This is a genomic window from Agrobacterium sp. ES01 (assembly GCF_050320885.1).
Taxonomy (GTDB): Bacteria; Pseudomonadota; Alphaproteobacteria; order Rhizobiales; family Rhizobiaceae; genus Allorhizobium.
In genome coordinates, this window is record NZ_JBNQTH010000001.1 from 121,580 (window position 1) to 136,707 (window position 15,128).

14 protein-coding genes are annotated in these 15,128 nt (G+C 57.6%); 11 read left to right on the forward strand and 3 right to left on the reverse strand.

Annotation, left to right across the window (positions count from 1 at the left end):
* The first annotated feature begins 14 nt into the window (after window positions 1-14).
* The 4 genes from speB (at window position 15) to ACQQ2Q_RS00665 (ending at window position 3,633) form a co-directional block, all read left to right on the forward strand.
* On the forward strand, window positions 15-965 hold the full coding sequence (speB, locus tag ACQQ2Q_RS00650) for an agmatinase (RefSeq protein ID WP_428185089.1): 951 nt from the start codon (window positions 15-17) through the stop codon (window positions 963-965).
* 102 nt (window positions 966-1,067) lie between these two features.
* Window positions 1,068-2,000, forward strand: coding sequence for an N-acetyl-gamma-glutamyl-phosphate reductase (argC, locus tag ACQQ2Q_RS00655; protein ID WP_428185090.1), 933 nt, complete (start codon window positions 1,068-1,070; stop codon window positions 1,998-2,000).
* 140 nt (window positions 2,001-2,140) lie between these two features.
* A complete protein-coding gene (locus ACQQ2Q_RS00660) occupies window positions 2,141-2,524 on the forward strand; it encodes a GFA family protein (RefSeq protein WP_428185091.1) in 384 nt (127 codons plus the stop codon).
* Window positions 2,525-2,802: 278 nt separating this feature from the next.
* Window positions 2,803-3,633: a DODA-type extradiol aromatic ring-opening family dioxygenase gene (locus tag ACQQ2Q_RS00665; RefSeq protein ID WP_428185092.1), complete on the forward strand. Its 831-nt coding sequence runs from the start codon at window positions 2,803-2,805 to the stop codon at window positions 3,631-3,633.
* Between the two features lie 2 nt (window positions 3,634-3,635).
* On the opposite strand, the gene ACQQ2Q_RS00670 is transcribed toward ACQQ2Q_RS00665, so the two are convergent.
* A complete protein-coding gene (locus ACQQ2Q_RS00670) occupies window positions 3,636-4,739 on the reverse strand; it encodes a COX15/CtaA family protein (RefSeq protein WP_428185093.1) in 1,104 nt (367 codons plus the stop codon).
* Between the two features lie 136 nt (window positions 4,740-4,875).
* On the opposite strand from ACQQ2Q_RS00670, the gene ACQQ2Q_RS00675 reads away from it, so the two are divergent.
* Both ACQQ2Q_RS00675 and ACQQ2Q_RS00680 read left to right on the forward strand, forming a co-directional pair.
* Window positions 4,876-5,085 carry a DUF2842 domain-containing protein gene (locus ACQQ2Q_RS00675; protein WP_428185094.1) on the forward strand — a complete coding sequence of 70 codons (210 nt, stop codon included), beginning with the start codon at window positions 4,876-4,878 and terminating at the stop codon, window positions 5,083-5,085.
* Window positions 5,086-5,270: 185 nt separating this feature from the next.
* A complete protein-coding gene (locus tag ACQQ2Q_RS00680) occupies window positions 5,271-6,518 on the forward strand; it encodes a GNAT family N-acetyltransferase (protein WP_428186452.1) in 1,248 nt (415 codons plus the stop codon).
* Window positions 6,519-6,524: 6 nt separating this feature from the next.
* On the opposite strand, the gene ACQQ2Q_RS00685 is transcribed toward ACQQ2Q_RS00680, so the two are convergent.
* Window positions 6,525-8,777, reverse strand: coding sequence for a GumC family protein (locus ACQQ2Q_RS00685; RefSeq protein WP_428185095.1), 2,253 nt, complete (start codon window positions 8,775-8,777; stop codon window positions 6,525-6,527).
* Window positions 8,778-8,969: 192 nt separating this feature from the next.
* Between ACQQ2Q_RS00685 and ACQQ2Q_RS00690 the strand changes: the two genes are divergently transcribed.
* From ACQQ2Q_RS00690 to ACQQ2Q_RS00705, 4 genes are all read left to right on the forward strand, one after another.
* Window positions 8,970-9,545, forward strand: coding sequence for a polysaccharide biosynthesis/export family protein (locus ACQQ2Q_RS00690; RefSeq protein WP_428185096.1), 576 nt, complete (start codon window positions 8,970-8,972; stop codon window positions 9,543-9,545).
* A 3-nt stretch (window positions 9,546-9,548) separates the two neighbouring features.
* Window positions 9,549-10,703 (forward strand): glycosyltransferase family 4 protein, encoded by a 1,155-nt coding sequence (locus tag ACQQ2Q_RS00695; RefSeq protein WP_428185097.1) that lies wholly within the window; start codon window positions 9,549-9,551, stop codon window positions 10,701-10,703.
* A gap of 99 nt (window positions 10,704-10,802) precedes the next feature.
* Entirely contained in the window at window positions 10,803-12,356 is a 1,554-nt protein-coding gene (locus tag ACQQ2Q_RS00700) for an undecaprenyl-phosphate glucose phosphotransferase (protein WP_428185098.1), read from the forward strand.
* Window positions 12,353-13,654 (forward strand): O-antigen ligase family protein, encoded by a 1,302-nt coding sequence (locus ACQQ2Q_RS00705; RefSeq protein WP_428185099.1) that lies wholly within the window; start codon window positions 12,353-12,355, stop codon window positions 13,652-13,654. The genes ACQQ2Q_RS00700 and ACQQ2Q_RS00705 overlap by 4 nt, the downstream gene beginning before the upstream one ends.
* Window positions 13,655-13,667: 13 nt before the next feature.
* Here ACQQ2Q_RS00705 and ACQQ2Q_RS00710 read toward each other — a convergent pair whose 3' ends face one another.
* Window positions 13,668-14,708 carry an extracellular catalytic domain type 1 short-chain-length polyhydroxyalkanoate depolymerase gene (locus ACQQ2Q_RS00710; protein WP_428185100.1) on the reverse strand — a complete coding sequence of 347 codons (1,041 nt, stop codon included), beginning with the start codon at window positions 14,706-14,708 and terminating at the stop codon, window positions 13,668-13,670.
* Between the two features lie 188 nt (window positions 14,709-14,896).
* Between ACQQ2Q_RS00710 and ACQQ2Q_RS00715 the strand changes: the two genes are divergently transcribed.
* Complete coding sequence (locus ACQQ2Q_RS00715) at window positions 14,897-15,115, forward strand: hypothetical protein (RefSeq protein WP_428185101.1); 219 nt, start codon at window positions 14,897-14,899, stop codon at window positions 15,113-15,115.
* Window positions 15,116-15,128 lie beyond the last annotated feature (13 nt).

A 15,128-nucleotide genomic window follows, 5' to 3' on the forward strand; every position in this document is an offset into this window, starting at 1 on the left:
GGGAGATCCAGACCATGGCGAAGACGATCGATCACGCATTCACTGCGTCCTCACTCACCTCGGCTGCAACAGATCCGACCTATGCCGGGGCGCTTTCGTTCATGCGCCGCAAATATACCAAGGACCTGACAGGCGCGGAGGCGGTTGTCTGGGGTATTCCGTTCGATGCGGCGACCTCCAACCGGCCGGGTGCACGCTTTGGCCCCCTGGCGATCCGGCGAGCCTCAGCCATCATGGATAACGATCCGCAATATCCCTTCGAGCGTGATCTGTTCGAAGCCATGCCGACGATCGATTATGGCGACTGCCTTCTCGATTACGGCAATCACTGGCAGACACCCGATACGATTGAAGAGGAAGCAACCAAGATCCTCTCGTCGGCCAACTTCCTGCTCACCTTGGGCGGCGATCATTTTGTCACATGGCCGGTGCTAAAAGCGCATGCTGCCAAGCACGGGCCGATGGCACTGGTGCAGTTCGACGCGCATCAGGACACCTGGTTCGACGACGACAAACGGATCGATCACGGTTCCTTTGTGGCGCGCGCCGTGCGCGATGGCACCATCAATCCCGACCGCTCGATCCAGATCGGCATTCGCACCCATGCGCCGGAAGATTGCGGTATCCGCATCGTGTATGGTCACCAGGTCGAAGACATGCGGCCCGGTGACATCGCGTCGCTTATCGTCAGCCATACAGGCGGACTACCGACCTATGTGACCTTCGATATCGACTGCCTCGACCCGGCCTATGCGCCCGGCACAGGCACACCCGTCTCCGGCGGCCCATCCAGCGCGAAGATGCTGTCGGTCTTGCGCGGCCTTGGCCAACTCGACATCCGCGGCGGCGACGTCGTCGAGGTCGCGCCCGCCTATGACCATGCCGACATTACCGCAATCGCCGGCTCGACCGTGGCCATGTATTTGCTGGGTCTGCATGCGGAGCGATTGGCACGACATCGGTGAGGAACAGACCCACGTTTTTAAACACGGGTTGAAACCGCCATATATGCGGTATATTTGCATCGCTCGGACGCAGGCGCGTCTTAGGACAAAGGATAAGGTTTGATGACAGCGAAGATATTCATTGATGGCGAACACGGCACCACGGGCTTGCAGATCCGCACCCGCATGGCCGGTCGTCGCGATGTGGACTTGCTGTCGATCCCGGAAGCCGAGCGGCGCAATCCCGCCATGCGGGAAGATCTGCTGAACAGTGCGGATATTGCCATTCTTTGCCTGCCGGACGATGCTTCGCGCGATGCTGTGACAATGGTCGCCGGCAACAACAATATCCGGTTGATCGATACCTCGACGGCGTTCCGTGTGGCGGATGACTGGGCCTACGGCTTTGCCGAAATGGACAAGGATCAGGCCGCCAGGATTCGTTCTGCGCGTTGTGTCGCCAATCCCGGTTGCTATCCCACCGGCGCCATCGGCCTTATCCGGCCGCTGCGCATGGCCGGCATTCTACCGGCCGATTATCCGGTCTCCGTGAATGCCGTTTCGGGCTATACCGGCGGCGGCAAGGCGATGATTGCGCAGATGGAAGACAAGAACCATCCGGATCATCTGAGCGCGAACAATTTTCTCTATGGCCAGACGCTGAAGCACAAGCATGTGCCCGAGATGACGGTTCATGGCAAGCTCGACCGCGCGCCGCTGTTTTCGCCCTCCGTCGGCCGTTTTGCCCAGGGCATGATCGTGCAGGTTCCACTGTTCGTTGAAGACCTGAAGGATGGGGCGTCCATGGAAACCATCCATGCCGCGCTCGTCGCACATTATGCCGGCCAGGACGTCGTCACTGTGGTGCCTCTGGCAGACAGTGCCGCAATGCCACGGGTGGACGCAGAAGAACTGGTGGGCCAGGACACGATGAAACTGTTCGTGTTCGGCACGCCCGGCGGTACGCATGTCAATCTGGTTGCCCTGCTGGACAATCTCGGCAAGGGCGCCTCGGGTGCGGCGGTCCAGAACATGGATCTGATGCTGACGGCCTGACGCCCTGCTGTCTGGCAAATCCGCTCTCGACCGCAGTGGCGACAGTTAGCGTCTACTTGGAACCCTTTGTCGACTCGTCCTATGTAATTCATCTGCGCGCTTGAGCGATGCGGTTGAAGATTTGATGAGGGAGACGGTGGATGATCAAGGGCAGATGCGACTGTGGTTCGGTCAGTTTCGAAGTCGAGGCTGTGAGGGAAACAGTAACGATATGTCATTGCGGTCAATGCCGTCGTACCAGTGGCCATGTTTGGGCATCAACGCACGCGCCCTACGATCAAGTGAAGTTCACCAACGATCAGGGGCTTGCGTGGTACAAATCTTCAGATTTCGCCAAGCGAGGCTTCTGCAAGACGTGTGGTTCCAGCCTATTCTATCGCATGAATGATGAAGACGGCGTCGGGATTGCTGCCGGTTGCCTCGATATCCCAACCGGCCTTCACGTGGGCAAGCATATCTTTGTCAAGGACAAGGGCGATTATTACGACATCGCAGACAATGCGCCGCAAATTCAAAAGTACTGAATGACTTGATGGGGTTTCCTGAGCCAGGGGGTGCTCCGGCTCGCACCTATCGACCTTCGCAGCAGCGATACTCAGATACCGCCTCTGTGTGTGCGCTGGCACATCGCCGTCAGCGCAGTCGACACCGCACTGCCCATCCAAGCGCAGCGTTGCTATTTTCAGACCTTGCTATTCTCCAGTCGTTCAAGATCAGCGAACAATATGTCGTCCCAATGCCGGATCGTGGTTGCCCCGCAGCGTTGCTATATCTTGGGAAACAGCAAAGCGAGGCAAGCACCGTGTCCGACAGCCAGAGATTCCCCGTTCTTTTCATCCCCCATGGCGGTGGTCCCTGGCCGTTCATGGATTTCCCAGCCGGCGGCGATGGCAAGACGCCATGGGCGGATCTGGGCGCTTTTCTGCGCGGCCTCGATCACCAGATCGGTCGTCGGCCAAAAGCCGTCCTGATGATTTCCGGCCACTGGGAAAACGAGCCGGTGCCGACAGTCAGCACGGCGGAACATCCCGGCATGCTTTACGACTATCGCGGCTTCCCGCCGGAGACCTATGAGCTGAGCTATCCGGCCGCAGGATCGCCGGAACTGGCAGCACGCGCCAAAACGCTTATCGAGGCCGCCGGCATGGACGTCGGCGAGAGCGCCGAGCGCAATTTTGACCACGGCGTCTTCATTCCAATGATGCTGGTCTATCCGGATGCCGACGTGCCGATCATGATGCTGTCGATGAAGAACACCCTGGACGCTGAAACCCATCTGGCGATCGGCCGCGCGCTTGAACCGCTGCGTGACGAAGATGTGCTCATTATCGCTTCGGGCATGACCTACCATAATATGCGCATGTTCTATAGCGACGATGCCCAGCACCAGAAACAGGCAATCCGCTTTGATGACTGGCTGACCGATGCCGTGGAGAAAGATGATGTGGTCGAGCGGGCGGCGCTTCTGTCATCCTGGGAGCAAAACCCCGATGCCCTCGCGTGCCATGTACCGGACCACGACCATCTGGTACCCATCTTTGTCGCAGCCGGTGCCGCGGGTTCTGATCGCGGACACCGCATCTTCAAGGGCGAGTTTCTGGGCAAACCCTATTCAGGATACCGGTTCGGCTGAGGTCAACTGCGCACTTCGACAGCGGCCTCGGGCGGATATTCGCCGGAAAAGGCGCGCCAATGGGCAATGGCAAAGCCCAGCACGATCAGCGCTCCGCCTTGATGGGTGAGCGCGACGTCCAGGGGCACATGCATGAGAAGTGTCGCGATACCGATCATGGCCTGCACGGTGACCAGGGCGAAGAGCAGCATGCTGCGGCGGGTATGGGTCGTCGCCGCATTGCCTCTCAAGCAGCAGATCATGTTCAGCAGCACCACGAACCAAAGCGCGTAGGCGCCAAGACGGTGGATGAACTGGACTGTCTTTGGATTTTCAAACAGGTTGATCCACCAGGGCTGCTGGACGAAAAGGCCGCCAGGCAACAGCGCGCCATCCATCAGTGGCCATGTGTTGTAGGTGAAACCTGCATCGAGCCCTGCCACGAGTGCGCCGAGATAAATCTGGAACAAGGCGAGTATTGCGATTGCCATTGCCCATCGACCGGCATTTCGCGTTGGCGCAGGATCATCGGCATGGGGCGACAATCCGCGCATGACCCAAATGCAGCCAGAGAAAATCAGGCAGGCGATCACCAGATGGGTTGCCAGCCGATACTGACTGACATCTGTGCGCACAGACAGGCCCGACGATACCATCCACCAGCCGACGAAGCCTTGAAATCCGCCCAGGAGGAAAATGCCCAACAGTGGCAATTTGAGGCGTTGCTCTATTCGTCCCGTCACCCAAAAGAACAGCAATGGCAGACCGAAGATGGCACCGATCGAGCGGGCAAGCAGGCGGTGCGCCCATTCCCACCAGAAAATGCTCTTGAAGTCCTCAACCGTCATTCCCTTGTTGATCTGCTGATATTCGGGAATGCGTTGATAAAGCTGGAACTCCTCCTCCCATTCCTGCGCACTCAAGGGCGGTATAACACCGTGGATCGGCTTCCATTCCGTGATCGAAAGACCGGAATTGGTCAGGCGGGTCGCGCCGCCAACGAGAACGAGGCACAACAGGGCGAAGACGACGATACCGAGCCAGATCCGTATCGCGCGCCGGTTATTCCGACTGCGGTTGATCTCGTTCATGATTGCCGGCTCGCCGACCGTTGCGCTGTTGACCATGGAAAATTCCTTCTGCATGGCTGTTGATTTGGCGCAAGTGCCGCTAGAAGACAAGGCCTGATGGATTGCGGCAAGGGGTCGCTCCCTCAATCTTGATCAACCACCCTGCCCTGTGTTCACCTTGGAATTTGAAATCATGCCCGTTCGACTGCGCAAACTGATTGGTACGATCCTCATCGTCATCCTCGTTCTCGTCTATGCGGTCCTTGCGGTGTCAATCGCCTCGGCGCTGCTCGCCACGGCTCCCTGGTGGATGCATTTTCTCTATTTTCTGTTCAGCGGCGTATTGTGGATACTGCCAGCTATGGTCATCATCAAATGGATGGCCGGGCCTGTTCAAAAATAGGCCATAGAGCGGTTTTCAAGGCGATGCTCGGCCAACCGGACGCAAGCAGTTAAGGCATTGGTAACCGAGATTTGCGGATTTCCATTGCATGCCCGGCGGCGTAAATTGAAATTAGATGATCGACGCTAAAGTGCGGGCAATTGGCTTCTTATGGAGTATACGCCGTGCCGCTTGCACCGCTGGACATGAATGTGATGGCGATTGCCCCTGTGGCGATTGCCAGGCTCGCCACGCTCGATCCCCATGCTTTCGAGGATGAAAGGTCTGCCGAAGACGTGAAGTTCGAATTTTTCTCCGCAATGGAACCGCTGGAGCGGGAATGGCGGCGGCTTGAAAGCGACAATCTCAATTCTCTGCACCAGGGTTACGACTGGTGTTTGGCCTGGGCAAAGACCCACGGCAATCCGTTGGCGATCATGCGCGGCACAGTGGACGGTGAATGCGTTTGCATTCTTCCGCTGGAGATCGTGCGCCAGAACATGGTGCGGACAGCGCAATTCATCGGCGCTCGCTTCAACAACATCAACACCGGACTGTTTGCTCCGGCCTTCCGCGCCCGCTGCACAAAAGCCGATTCAGAGGCACTGGCGGAAGCGTTGGCCGCCGGCCTGAAGGGCAAGGCCGATCTTGTCAGTTTGAAGAACATTCCGCTCGACTGGCGCGGCGACCGAAACCCGTTTTTCGGTCTTCCTGTCATAGAACACCAGAACCACTCCTTCCAGCTTCCGCTCTTCTCAGACTTTGACGCGACAATCGATCAATTGAATGGAAAGCGACGCCGCAAGAGATTTCGCGGCCAGACCCGCAAGCTGGAAGCCGCAGGCGGCTGCGACTACGTGGTTGCCCGCAGCGACGCTGAAAAACTGGAGATGATCGACGTCTTTTTCCATCAGAAGGCCGTTCGCTTCAAGGCCTTGGGCATTCCCAATGTTTTCCAGCACGCAGAGACGCAGTGCTTCTTCCGTATGTTGCTGGAGCGCTCCGGCGATGGTCAGGATGCACCCTTGGAATTGCATGCCTTACGCCTGAAGGGCGAGCATGACGGACAGATCGCTGCGATCGCCGGCATGTCGCGCAAGGGCGATCATGTCATCTGCCAATTCGGTTCGATCAACGAAGATTTGGTGGCCGAGGCAAGTCCAGGCGAATATCTGTTCTGGCTGATGATAGAGCGATATTGTGCCGAAGGAGCCGCCTTGTTCGACTTCGGAGTCGGCGACCAGGAATACAAGCGCCGCTGGTGTACGGTCGAGACCATACAACATGACGTCTACCTGCCGATCAGTGCGGTCGGACGTCTGAGTTCTCTTACCCAGAAGGGCCTCACGCGAGGCAAGGCTGTCATCAAGGGCAACCCGCAGCTCTATGCGATGATCCAGCGGTTGCGTGCTTATGCAGATGAAGAGCCAGAAGCACCGCGCCAGACCGGTTGAACCCGGTCAGGCAGCGTGGCGGCCGTCGATTGGCATGGCCACTGTATTGGCACACATCAAGATCAGGTCGCCATAACCGACCTTTTCGAACTGCTCCATGATGGACGCCAGGAGGTCACGATCAGGGTTCGGTGCCGACACGATGACCTCATGGGCACCGTTACGGCTCAGGCGCGCAACGCCTTCAGGTCTTGCCGGACCGCATTCGATCAGCACCAGATCATAGACGTCCGCAAGGGCATCGGTGACAATGGAAAGACGGTCTGCTCCGCGCATAGCCTGACGAATATCGCTTGTACCCTGCGGTACGATATGGGCAGCAGACAGCCTGTCCGGGTGCATGACGTCAGAAAATTCTGCCGCGCTGCACAGCAGATCCGTAATGCCCGGCAACTCGGCATTCGCCGCCATCAAAGCGGTCGGACAACCGGAGCCGGTCATGTCGATCAAAATCACGCGTCGACCGGTCTCGGCAATCTCGCGGGCAAGCATGACGGTGGCCGTGGAGCCATCATCGCCAGAAGGCGAGATGGCAAATGCGACGCGCACGTCCTCATCGATCAGATAGCTGGCGACACTGCCGATTGAAAACTCGCCCGTATCCTCTGCATCGGAGGCGTCATTTGACAGATAGACGCTCTTTTCCATTTCTGCGGCAAGCTGTTCGTCCGGTTCGGCATCGAGCATGCTGGCGGGAATTGCTTCTTCATGCGCTTCCCGGCTGAGCGGCGGTGGAGCAGGCGTCACCATTTCTGTCTGGGCGGCAACCGCTGGAGCGGCCGATAAGGCCACCTGCGGTATCTGGCGCTCCGGCTGGATCTCGTCTCTTGCAGGTTCCTGTTCCCACTCGGCGTAGACAGGACGCAGCGCACGGCCGCTGAACAATTCGCTCAGCATCACGATGATCGCACTCAGGACAAAGGTTGCAACGGCAGCGACAATGGTTATGGGAACAATCTTCGGGAAGCTCGGCTGAGCCGGTTCGCTGGCCTTCGAGATAACCCGTGCGTCAGCCGGGCTCGCGCCCTTGTCGAGACGGCTGGTGGCTTCGCGGTAACGGGCAAGATAGGTTTCGAGCAATTGACGCTGGGCTGTGGCTTCACGCTCAAGCGCCTTCAAACCCACCTCATCTTCAACGGCCTGGGCAGAATCCGCCTTGGCGCGGTTCAGCTGTTGCAACAGCTGCGCTTCGCGCAGCTTGGCAACGCCTGCCTCGTTTTCCAGCGAGGATGCAACGCTCAGGGACTCCTGGGCAATCTGCTGGCGAATACCGGCAAGCTGAGCGCGCAGTGCTTTCAGCCTCGGATGGCCGTCGAGCAGCGTTGTCTGCAGATCGGTGAGCTGGCTTCTTATGCCGGATTCGGTTTCCTTGAGGCGTTGAACGACCGGTGAGCTGGCGACAGCTTCCATCGAGTCAGTCGGCTTGCCTGCCTTGATTGCGGCCCGCACGCTTTCGGCCTTGGCTTCCGCGTCGGCCTGTTGTGCACGTACACGCGCCAGTTCAAGCGAGACGTCATTGAGCTGCTGGGTGGCGAAACTCTGGGTATCGCTGGTGCGCAGCAGACCGGAATTGCCGCGATATTCCGCGACCTTCCTTTCAGCTTCGTTGACCTTGTCGCGCAAATTGGCAATCTCAGGCTCCAGCCAGCGTGCGGCGTCTGATGTACTGTCGAGCTTTGCGCCGCTCTGCAAGGATTGGTAGACTTCGGCAATCTTGTTGGGGATCGCCGCTGCAAGCTTGGGGTCCTTGGAACTGAACTTGACACCGATAACCCTGGACTTTTCGACCTGATAGACCTGAAGCTTCTGCTGGAAGTTCTTCACAACGCGGTCTTCAGGTGCCAGATCCATCGGGTTCTTCTTGATACCCAGGAGCACAAGCACATCCGACAAGGCTGACGGCTTAATATCGGGATCGAATTCCGAGAGTTGGTAGAGATCAAGGTCGCGGGCAACCTGTTTGATCAGGTCCACCGAGCTCAACAGCTGAACCTGGCTGCCGACATTGAGTTCGTCGAGCATCGGCTGCATCTCGGCTGCCGCAATATTGGGATTGCTGGCGAGGCCTGTGGCGCTCGGCTCGATCAGGATGCGTGTCTCGCTCTCGTAGCGGGGCGAGATAAAGGTTGAGCCGACACAGGCCAGTCCGCCCACCAGACAGGTCACAGCAAGGATCCTCCCCTTCCGGCGCCATACGGCGCGGAAAAGCTGAGCAAGGTCGATATCGACGTCCTGCTGCGCGTTGCTGAAACCCGTCATCTCGGCACTCCCATTACTCAAGTGCTGAAATTGTAAACCTTTATGGTAACCCAAGCGTTAATCGCTTTGGCAGTCAAAGCAGTATTCGTTTTGAAAATACTTAGAGATGTCACTGGGCATTTACCGGGCATTAACCCTAATAGACCGATAACGACTGAGAATGAATTCACACCCAGGGAGCGCAGAAGCGCAATGAAAATCTCGGGCTCAAGGCAATTTGGTTTTGCGATGGTGGCTGTGACTGCCGCGCTTCTGTCAGGCTGTACATCCTACAAGCCGGCACCAAAGGTCTTCCATGAAGCAACGATCCAGCCCTACCGGGTCGACAGCGGTGACCGCCTGCGTATTACCGTTTTCGAACAGCAGAGCCTGACCAATAGCTACACGGTCGATCAGGCGGGATATATCGCCTTCCCATTGATCGGCGCAGTCGCAGCGCGCGGTTCCACGCTTCAACAGCTGGAAAAAACCATCGCAGAGAAGCTGCGCAAGGGCTTCTTGCGTGACCCCGACGTGTCGATCGAGGTGGATCGCTACCGGTCGATCTTCATCATGGGTGAAGTGGGCCAACCCGGTCAGTATTCCTACGTCCCCGGCATGACCGTCCAGAATGCGATTGCCGTTGCCGGCGGCTTCTCCACAAGAGCCAATCAGCGGATGGTTGACATTACGCGGCGCGTCAATGGCAACAGCTACACCGGTCATGTTCCGATCACAGACCCCATCATGGCGGGCGATACGCTGTATATCCGTGAACGGCTCTTCTGATAGATGCAATATGGTGAGCCTCTTCGCATCATTCACTGCTTCAGATCGCCGGTCGGAGGTATTTTCCGCCATGTGCGCGATCTGGCTGAGCAGCACAGCAAGGCGGGCCATGCTGTCGGCATTGTGTGCGACAGCACGACCGGTGGAGCCCATGAGGACGCGCTTTTCGATCAGATCATGCCATTCCTTTCCTTGGGCCTTACCCGCATTCCCATCCGACGTTCGGTCAGCCTGAAGGACCTTTCCTCGATCAAGTCCAGTTATGACACCATAAAAAGTTTGAAGCCTGATGTGTTGCATGGCCACGGCGCCAAGGGTGGCGTTATCGCCCGCACCATCGGCTCAGTGTTGCGGGTGAACAGGTATTGCGTAGCCCGCGTCTATTCCCCTCACGGAGGCAGCCTGCATTTCAAGCAGGCCTCCGTGAAGGGACAAGCCGTCTTCTTGGCCGAACGGCTGCTCGAACGGATGACCGATGCCATCCTGTTCGTGTGCAAATACGAGCAGGGCGTTTACGAAACGAAGATCGGCCGGCCGCGATGTACTGCGCGGATGATCTATAACGGAATATCCGACCGAGATCTTCAGCCGGTGGCGACGAACGCCAATGCCGCCGATCTGATCTATGTCGGCATGATGCGTGATCTGAAGGGCCCGGATGTCTTCATCCGCGCCTTCGCAGAGTCAGAGCGTATCGTCGGGCGTCCTCTTTCGGCGCGGATGGTGGGCGATGGTCCTGATCTCGACGCCTACGACAACCTGCGCAACCGCCTTGGTCTTGGCGAACGCATCACGATGCTGCCGGCCATGCGGGTTCGCGATGCCTTCGCCATGTCCAGGCTTGTTGTTGTCCCCTCGCGTGCTGAGGCCATGCCCTATATCGTGCTTGAAGCGCTGGGTGCCGGAAAGGGCGTGATTGCCTCTCGGGTTGGCGGGATACCAGAAGTGTTGGGTGGAGACAGCAAGGCATTGAGCGAGCCCGGCAATGTCGAGGCCTTGGCCCGAACCATGTCTGAAGCCATCACCAATCCCGAATGGATTGCCGAGACAATGCCGACAGAAGACCAGTTTCGCTCGCAATTTTCGGCATCGGTCATGGCAGACAGGGTGTTGTCGGTCTACCGGGAACGCTTGGCACACATCAGTAAAGCATCCTGATAAAATGCAGTTCGATCTTTAGCCTAATCCTACTCGTCATAAACGTTTCTTAGCATCTTGGTGCTAGCACTCTGATGAACGAGGAGCGGGCTTTCAGCTATGGCTAAAAAGGACAACGGGCAGCATTTCGATTCCAGCGAACTGCGCCGTAAAATCTCCGAGAGCGCAGCGGACGGCTCTGCTCAGCGTCAACCTCCTGTCGAGATGAACCCGTTTGCGCGGCAGATCGCCAATCAGTTCCGCGATACCAATTACTCTCCCATCATCGTGACTGGCCAATTGCGCCTGCTTGAGTTCGGTTTTCTGCTGGCGATCGGTCTTGCAGCGCATACCGTGATGAATGCCGGAACGCTGACGGACTATATCGTCCATTTCTGCATCGCTTGTGCCGGTAGCGTGCTCACAGTCTTGTTGATGCAGATTGCCGACTGCTATCAGATCCCGGCGTTGCGGGCACCGATGCATTTCATGCCAAGGGTCATCGGCACCTGGACGGTGACTTGCGCGATCATTGCTGTCGTTCTCATTCTCATCCATCCCGGACAGGCGCATTTGCGTGACTGGTATCTGGTCTGGTTCTGCGCAGGTGGACTGTTTCTGTTCGGCGAGCGAAACCTCATCGCGCTTGCCATTCGCCGTTGGGCGCGCAATGGCGTGATGGAACGCCGTGCCGTCATCATCGGTGGTGGAAAGCCTGCCAAGGATCTGATCCGGGCGCTTGAGGAGCAACCGGACAACGATATCCGCATCTGCGGTATCTTTGACGATCGTGGCTCCGCTCGTTCGCCAGATGTGATTGCCGGCTACCCCAAGCTTGGCACATTTCCGGAGCTCACGGAGTTTGCCCGTCTGGCCCATATCGACATGATGATCATCTCGTTGCCACTCAGTGCCGAAGGACGGATTTTCGAACTGTTGAAATCGCTATGGGTGCTGCCGGTCGATATCCGTCTTGCAGCACACTCCAACAGCCTCAGGTTCCGTCCCCGCTCCTATTCGCATGTCGGCGCAGTGCCGATGCTAGATATTCTCGACAAGCCGATCCGAGACTGGGATTCGGTTGCCAAGCGTGCTTTCGATATCTTCTTCAGCCTTCTGGCCCTCTTTCTTCTCTGGCCGTTGATGGTCGCGACAGCCATCGCTGTCAAAGCAACATCCAAGGGCCCTGCCCTCTTTGTGCAGAAGCGTCACGGCTTCAACAATGAAGAGATCAACGTCCTCAAATTCCGCTCTATGTATACCGAGATGAGCGACCATGCCGCCAAGAAGGTTGTCACCAAGGATGATCCGCGCGTCACACCAATCGGTCGCTATATTCGCAAGCTCTCGATCGACGAACTGCCACAATTGTTCAACGTGCTGAAAGGCGACCTCTCACTTGTCGGGCCCCGCCCCCATGCCGTTCTTGCGCAATCGCGCGACCGGATGTTCGGCGAGATCGTCGAAGGCTATTTCGCGCGCCATCGCGTCAAGCCGGGTGTCACCGGCTGGGCGCAGATCAATGGCTGGCGCGGTGAAATCGACAATGACGACAAGATCAAGTTCCGCACGGCCTACGACCTGTTCTATATCGAAAACTGGTCGCTGCTGTTCGATCTCAAGATCCTGTTCCTGACCCCGATCAAACTTCTGAATACGGAAAATGCCTATTGAGCGCGATCGCGACCCATAGGCCACCCGTTTCCAGGCCACATCTTGCGACAATGGGCCTGATCGGCTCGGCCATGGTGGCCTTCGGCGTCTTTCTGTCTGGTTTCGTGATCTCCGAGCCCGCGCCTTACGAAGTATTCATGGCAGTACAGATTCCGCTTTGGTTTCTGATCGGCCTGAAGATCTCGCGGGCCGTTGCGCCGCTTCTGGCTCTTCTGCTGCTCTTCAATATCGGTGGCATGATGTCACTCACCGTGATGCACGATCTTGAGGGCGCGCCACTCTATATCGCAGTATCGATCTTTCTGGCACTCAGCGCGGTCTTCTACGCGGCCATTATCGAGAATGATCACAGGCGGCTGAAGATCATCTTCGACGCATGGGTCATCTCCGCCATCATTACATCGACACTTGGCATCCTGGGCTATTTCCATGCCTTCCCGGGTGCGGAGGTCTTTACGCTTTATGACCGCGCCAAGGGCGCGTTTCAGGATCCGAACGTCTTCGGTCCCTTCCTGATCGCACCGTCGCTCTATCTGATACATGGGCTCTTGACCAAGAGCATTGCCGGCGCCCCCTTCCGGGCTGTCGGACTTTTGATCATCACCCTTGGGGTTTTTCTGTCGTTCTCGCGCGCTGCCTGGGCCCTGTTTCTGTTTTCCGCAGTGGCACTTGTCTTCATTCTGCTGTTGAAGGAGCGCACCGGCGTGTTTCGCCTGCGCATCTTCCTGCTGACGCTTGTGGCCGTCGTGATCATGATGGGCGGATTGATCGGCGCCATGCAGTCCAAGAAGGTCGCAGATCTTTTCAGCACCCGCGCGCAGCTGGAGCAGGACTACGATGCCGGACACCTGGGCCGTTTCGAACGCCACCGGATCGGCTTTGCCCTGTCGATGGAACACCCACTCGGTCTGGGACCTATGGCGTTTGGCAAGATCTATACCGAGGATGAGCACAATATCTGGCTGAAATCGCTGACGACCTATGGCTGGCTCGGCTTTGTCACCTATATCGCGATGATCTGCTGGACGCTTGCGACCGGATTTCACTATCTTCTACGCAACAGACCCTGGCAGCCCTATCTGATGATCGCCTGGATCGTCGTGGTGGGGCATGTCGGCATTGGCAACGTGATCGACATCGATCACTGGCGGCACGTCTATCTGCTGCTGGGGATCATTTGGGGATGCCGCGCGCTGGAACATAACTGGCAGAAAAACGGCGCGGTGCCAAAGCCTGCGCGCAGAGCGTCCCATTCCCAGGGCCTGCCTTATGCCAGAAGCTCACATTTCATCGACTGAGAATGTTTGCCAGTCACTTGGCGGCAAGTTGCCAGCGCTTGGCCATCACCGTTGCAGCGTCGACGCCGACATCATAGAAAAACCGCTTGTCGGGTGCTTGCAGCAGATTGCGCGCTGACACCGGCAGGCCGTGATCCATGTCGTCGATCAGTCTCTGCTCGACAGCCACTTCACCCTTCGCATTCGACCATTGGCGGATCGTCTGACGTCCCACCTTCAATTCGCTTGCACCGCTGCGGTCGAGATCGTGGAGATCGAGCCACTGGTCTGCAAGGCCGTCTGCATTGGCCACCGAGACGACCCTGTCGCTCACCCCATGCCAGATGGACAGGGGTGGGAAACCTGTTTTCTTGTCGGATGCAGCACGCGCCAGATCGCCCCACTCGACAGGTCCTTTACTAGCACCTGAATTCATGGCCGACATTGCGCCCATGGCATCGCGCGCAGCGCCGAAAGGAAGGCCGGCAACGATGGCACCGCCGGCGAACATGTCGGGATAGGACGCCAGCAAGGCAGCAGCCATCGCTCCGCCCGCAGACAGGCCGAAAATGTGGATACGCTTGTTCGAGAGAGCATGGTTTTCAAGCATATAGTCGATCATGCAGCGAACGGACATGACCTCGCCCCGGTCGCGACTGGCAGCACTCGGACGAAACCAGTTGAAGCAGCGATTGGGATTGTTGCCCGCCTTCTGCTCGGGATACAGAAGAGCGAAACCATCCCGGTTGGCAAGATCACTCCAGCCGCTGGCGGCATCGAAATCCTCGGCTGCCTGATCACATCCATGCAGGACAACAACGAGCGCCGCGCCGACCGCCAGTTTTGGCGGTGTATAATGCAGCATCGTCAGATCGCCGGGATTGTTGCCGAACGCATTGGTCTGCTTCAAGCGTCCCGGCTTTTTGCGGGGCTTCTTCAAAGGTGCGGGGGCGACAGGTGCAGGGGCATCCTGCATCCAGGAGGTCATATCTCGCTGCCAGGCCGATATATCGCGTTGCCACTTGCTTCGACCGCTCATGGCGTCGGTAAAGAGCTTGGGAACTTTCATACGCATGGATTCCACGCTCCTTTATGCGCCCCTGGCGAAAGCCAGACATATCCAACGCGTAACAATAAATAATGTTGCATCGCAGCAATTTCAAGGCGGTCGCGTATATTACATATTCGCCACATATTGTGATTAGAGTCAGATTACATGCCACGCTATGATTCGGTTGCTAACGACTTGGGGGAGAATGCCGCATGAAAAACATCATCATCGGTGCCGCCTTCGGCTTGTTTGCGACAACCGCCATGGCCGATTGTATGGGTCATTTGCCGACGACCGCTCAGGCGGAAATCGACGATACGATCCTGACGGCCAGTATAGTGGCGGAAAATACCAGCATGTCAGAAGGCCTTCTTGTGCAGAAGGACGGAAATATGCCGGACAATATGTCCGGAATTTCGGACACGGAGTAACCTCCAGTGCCGG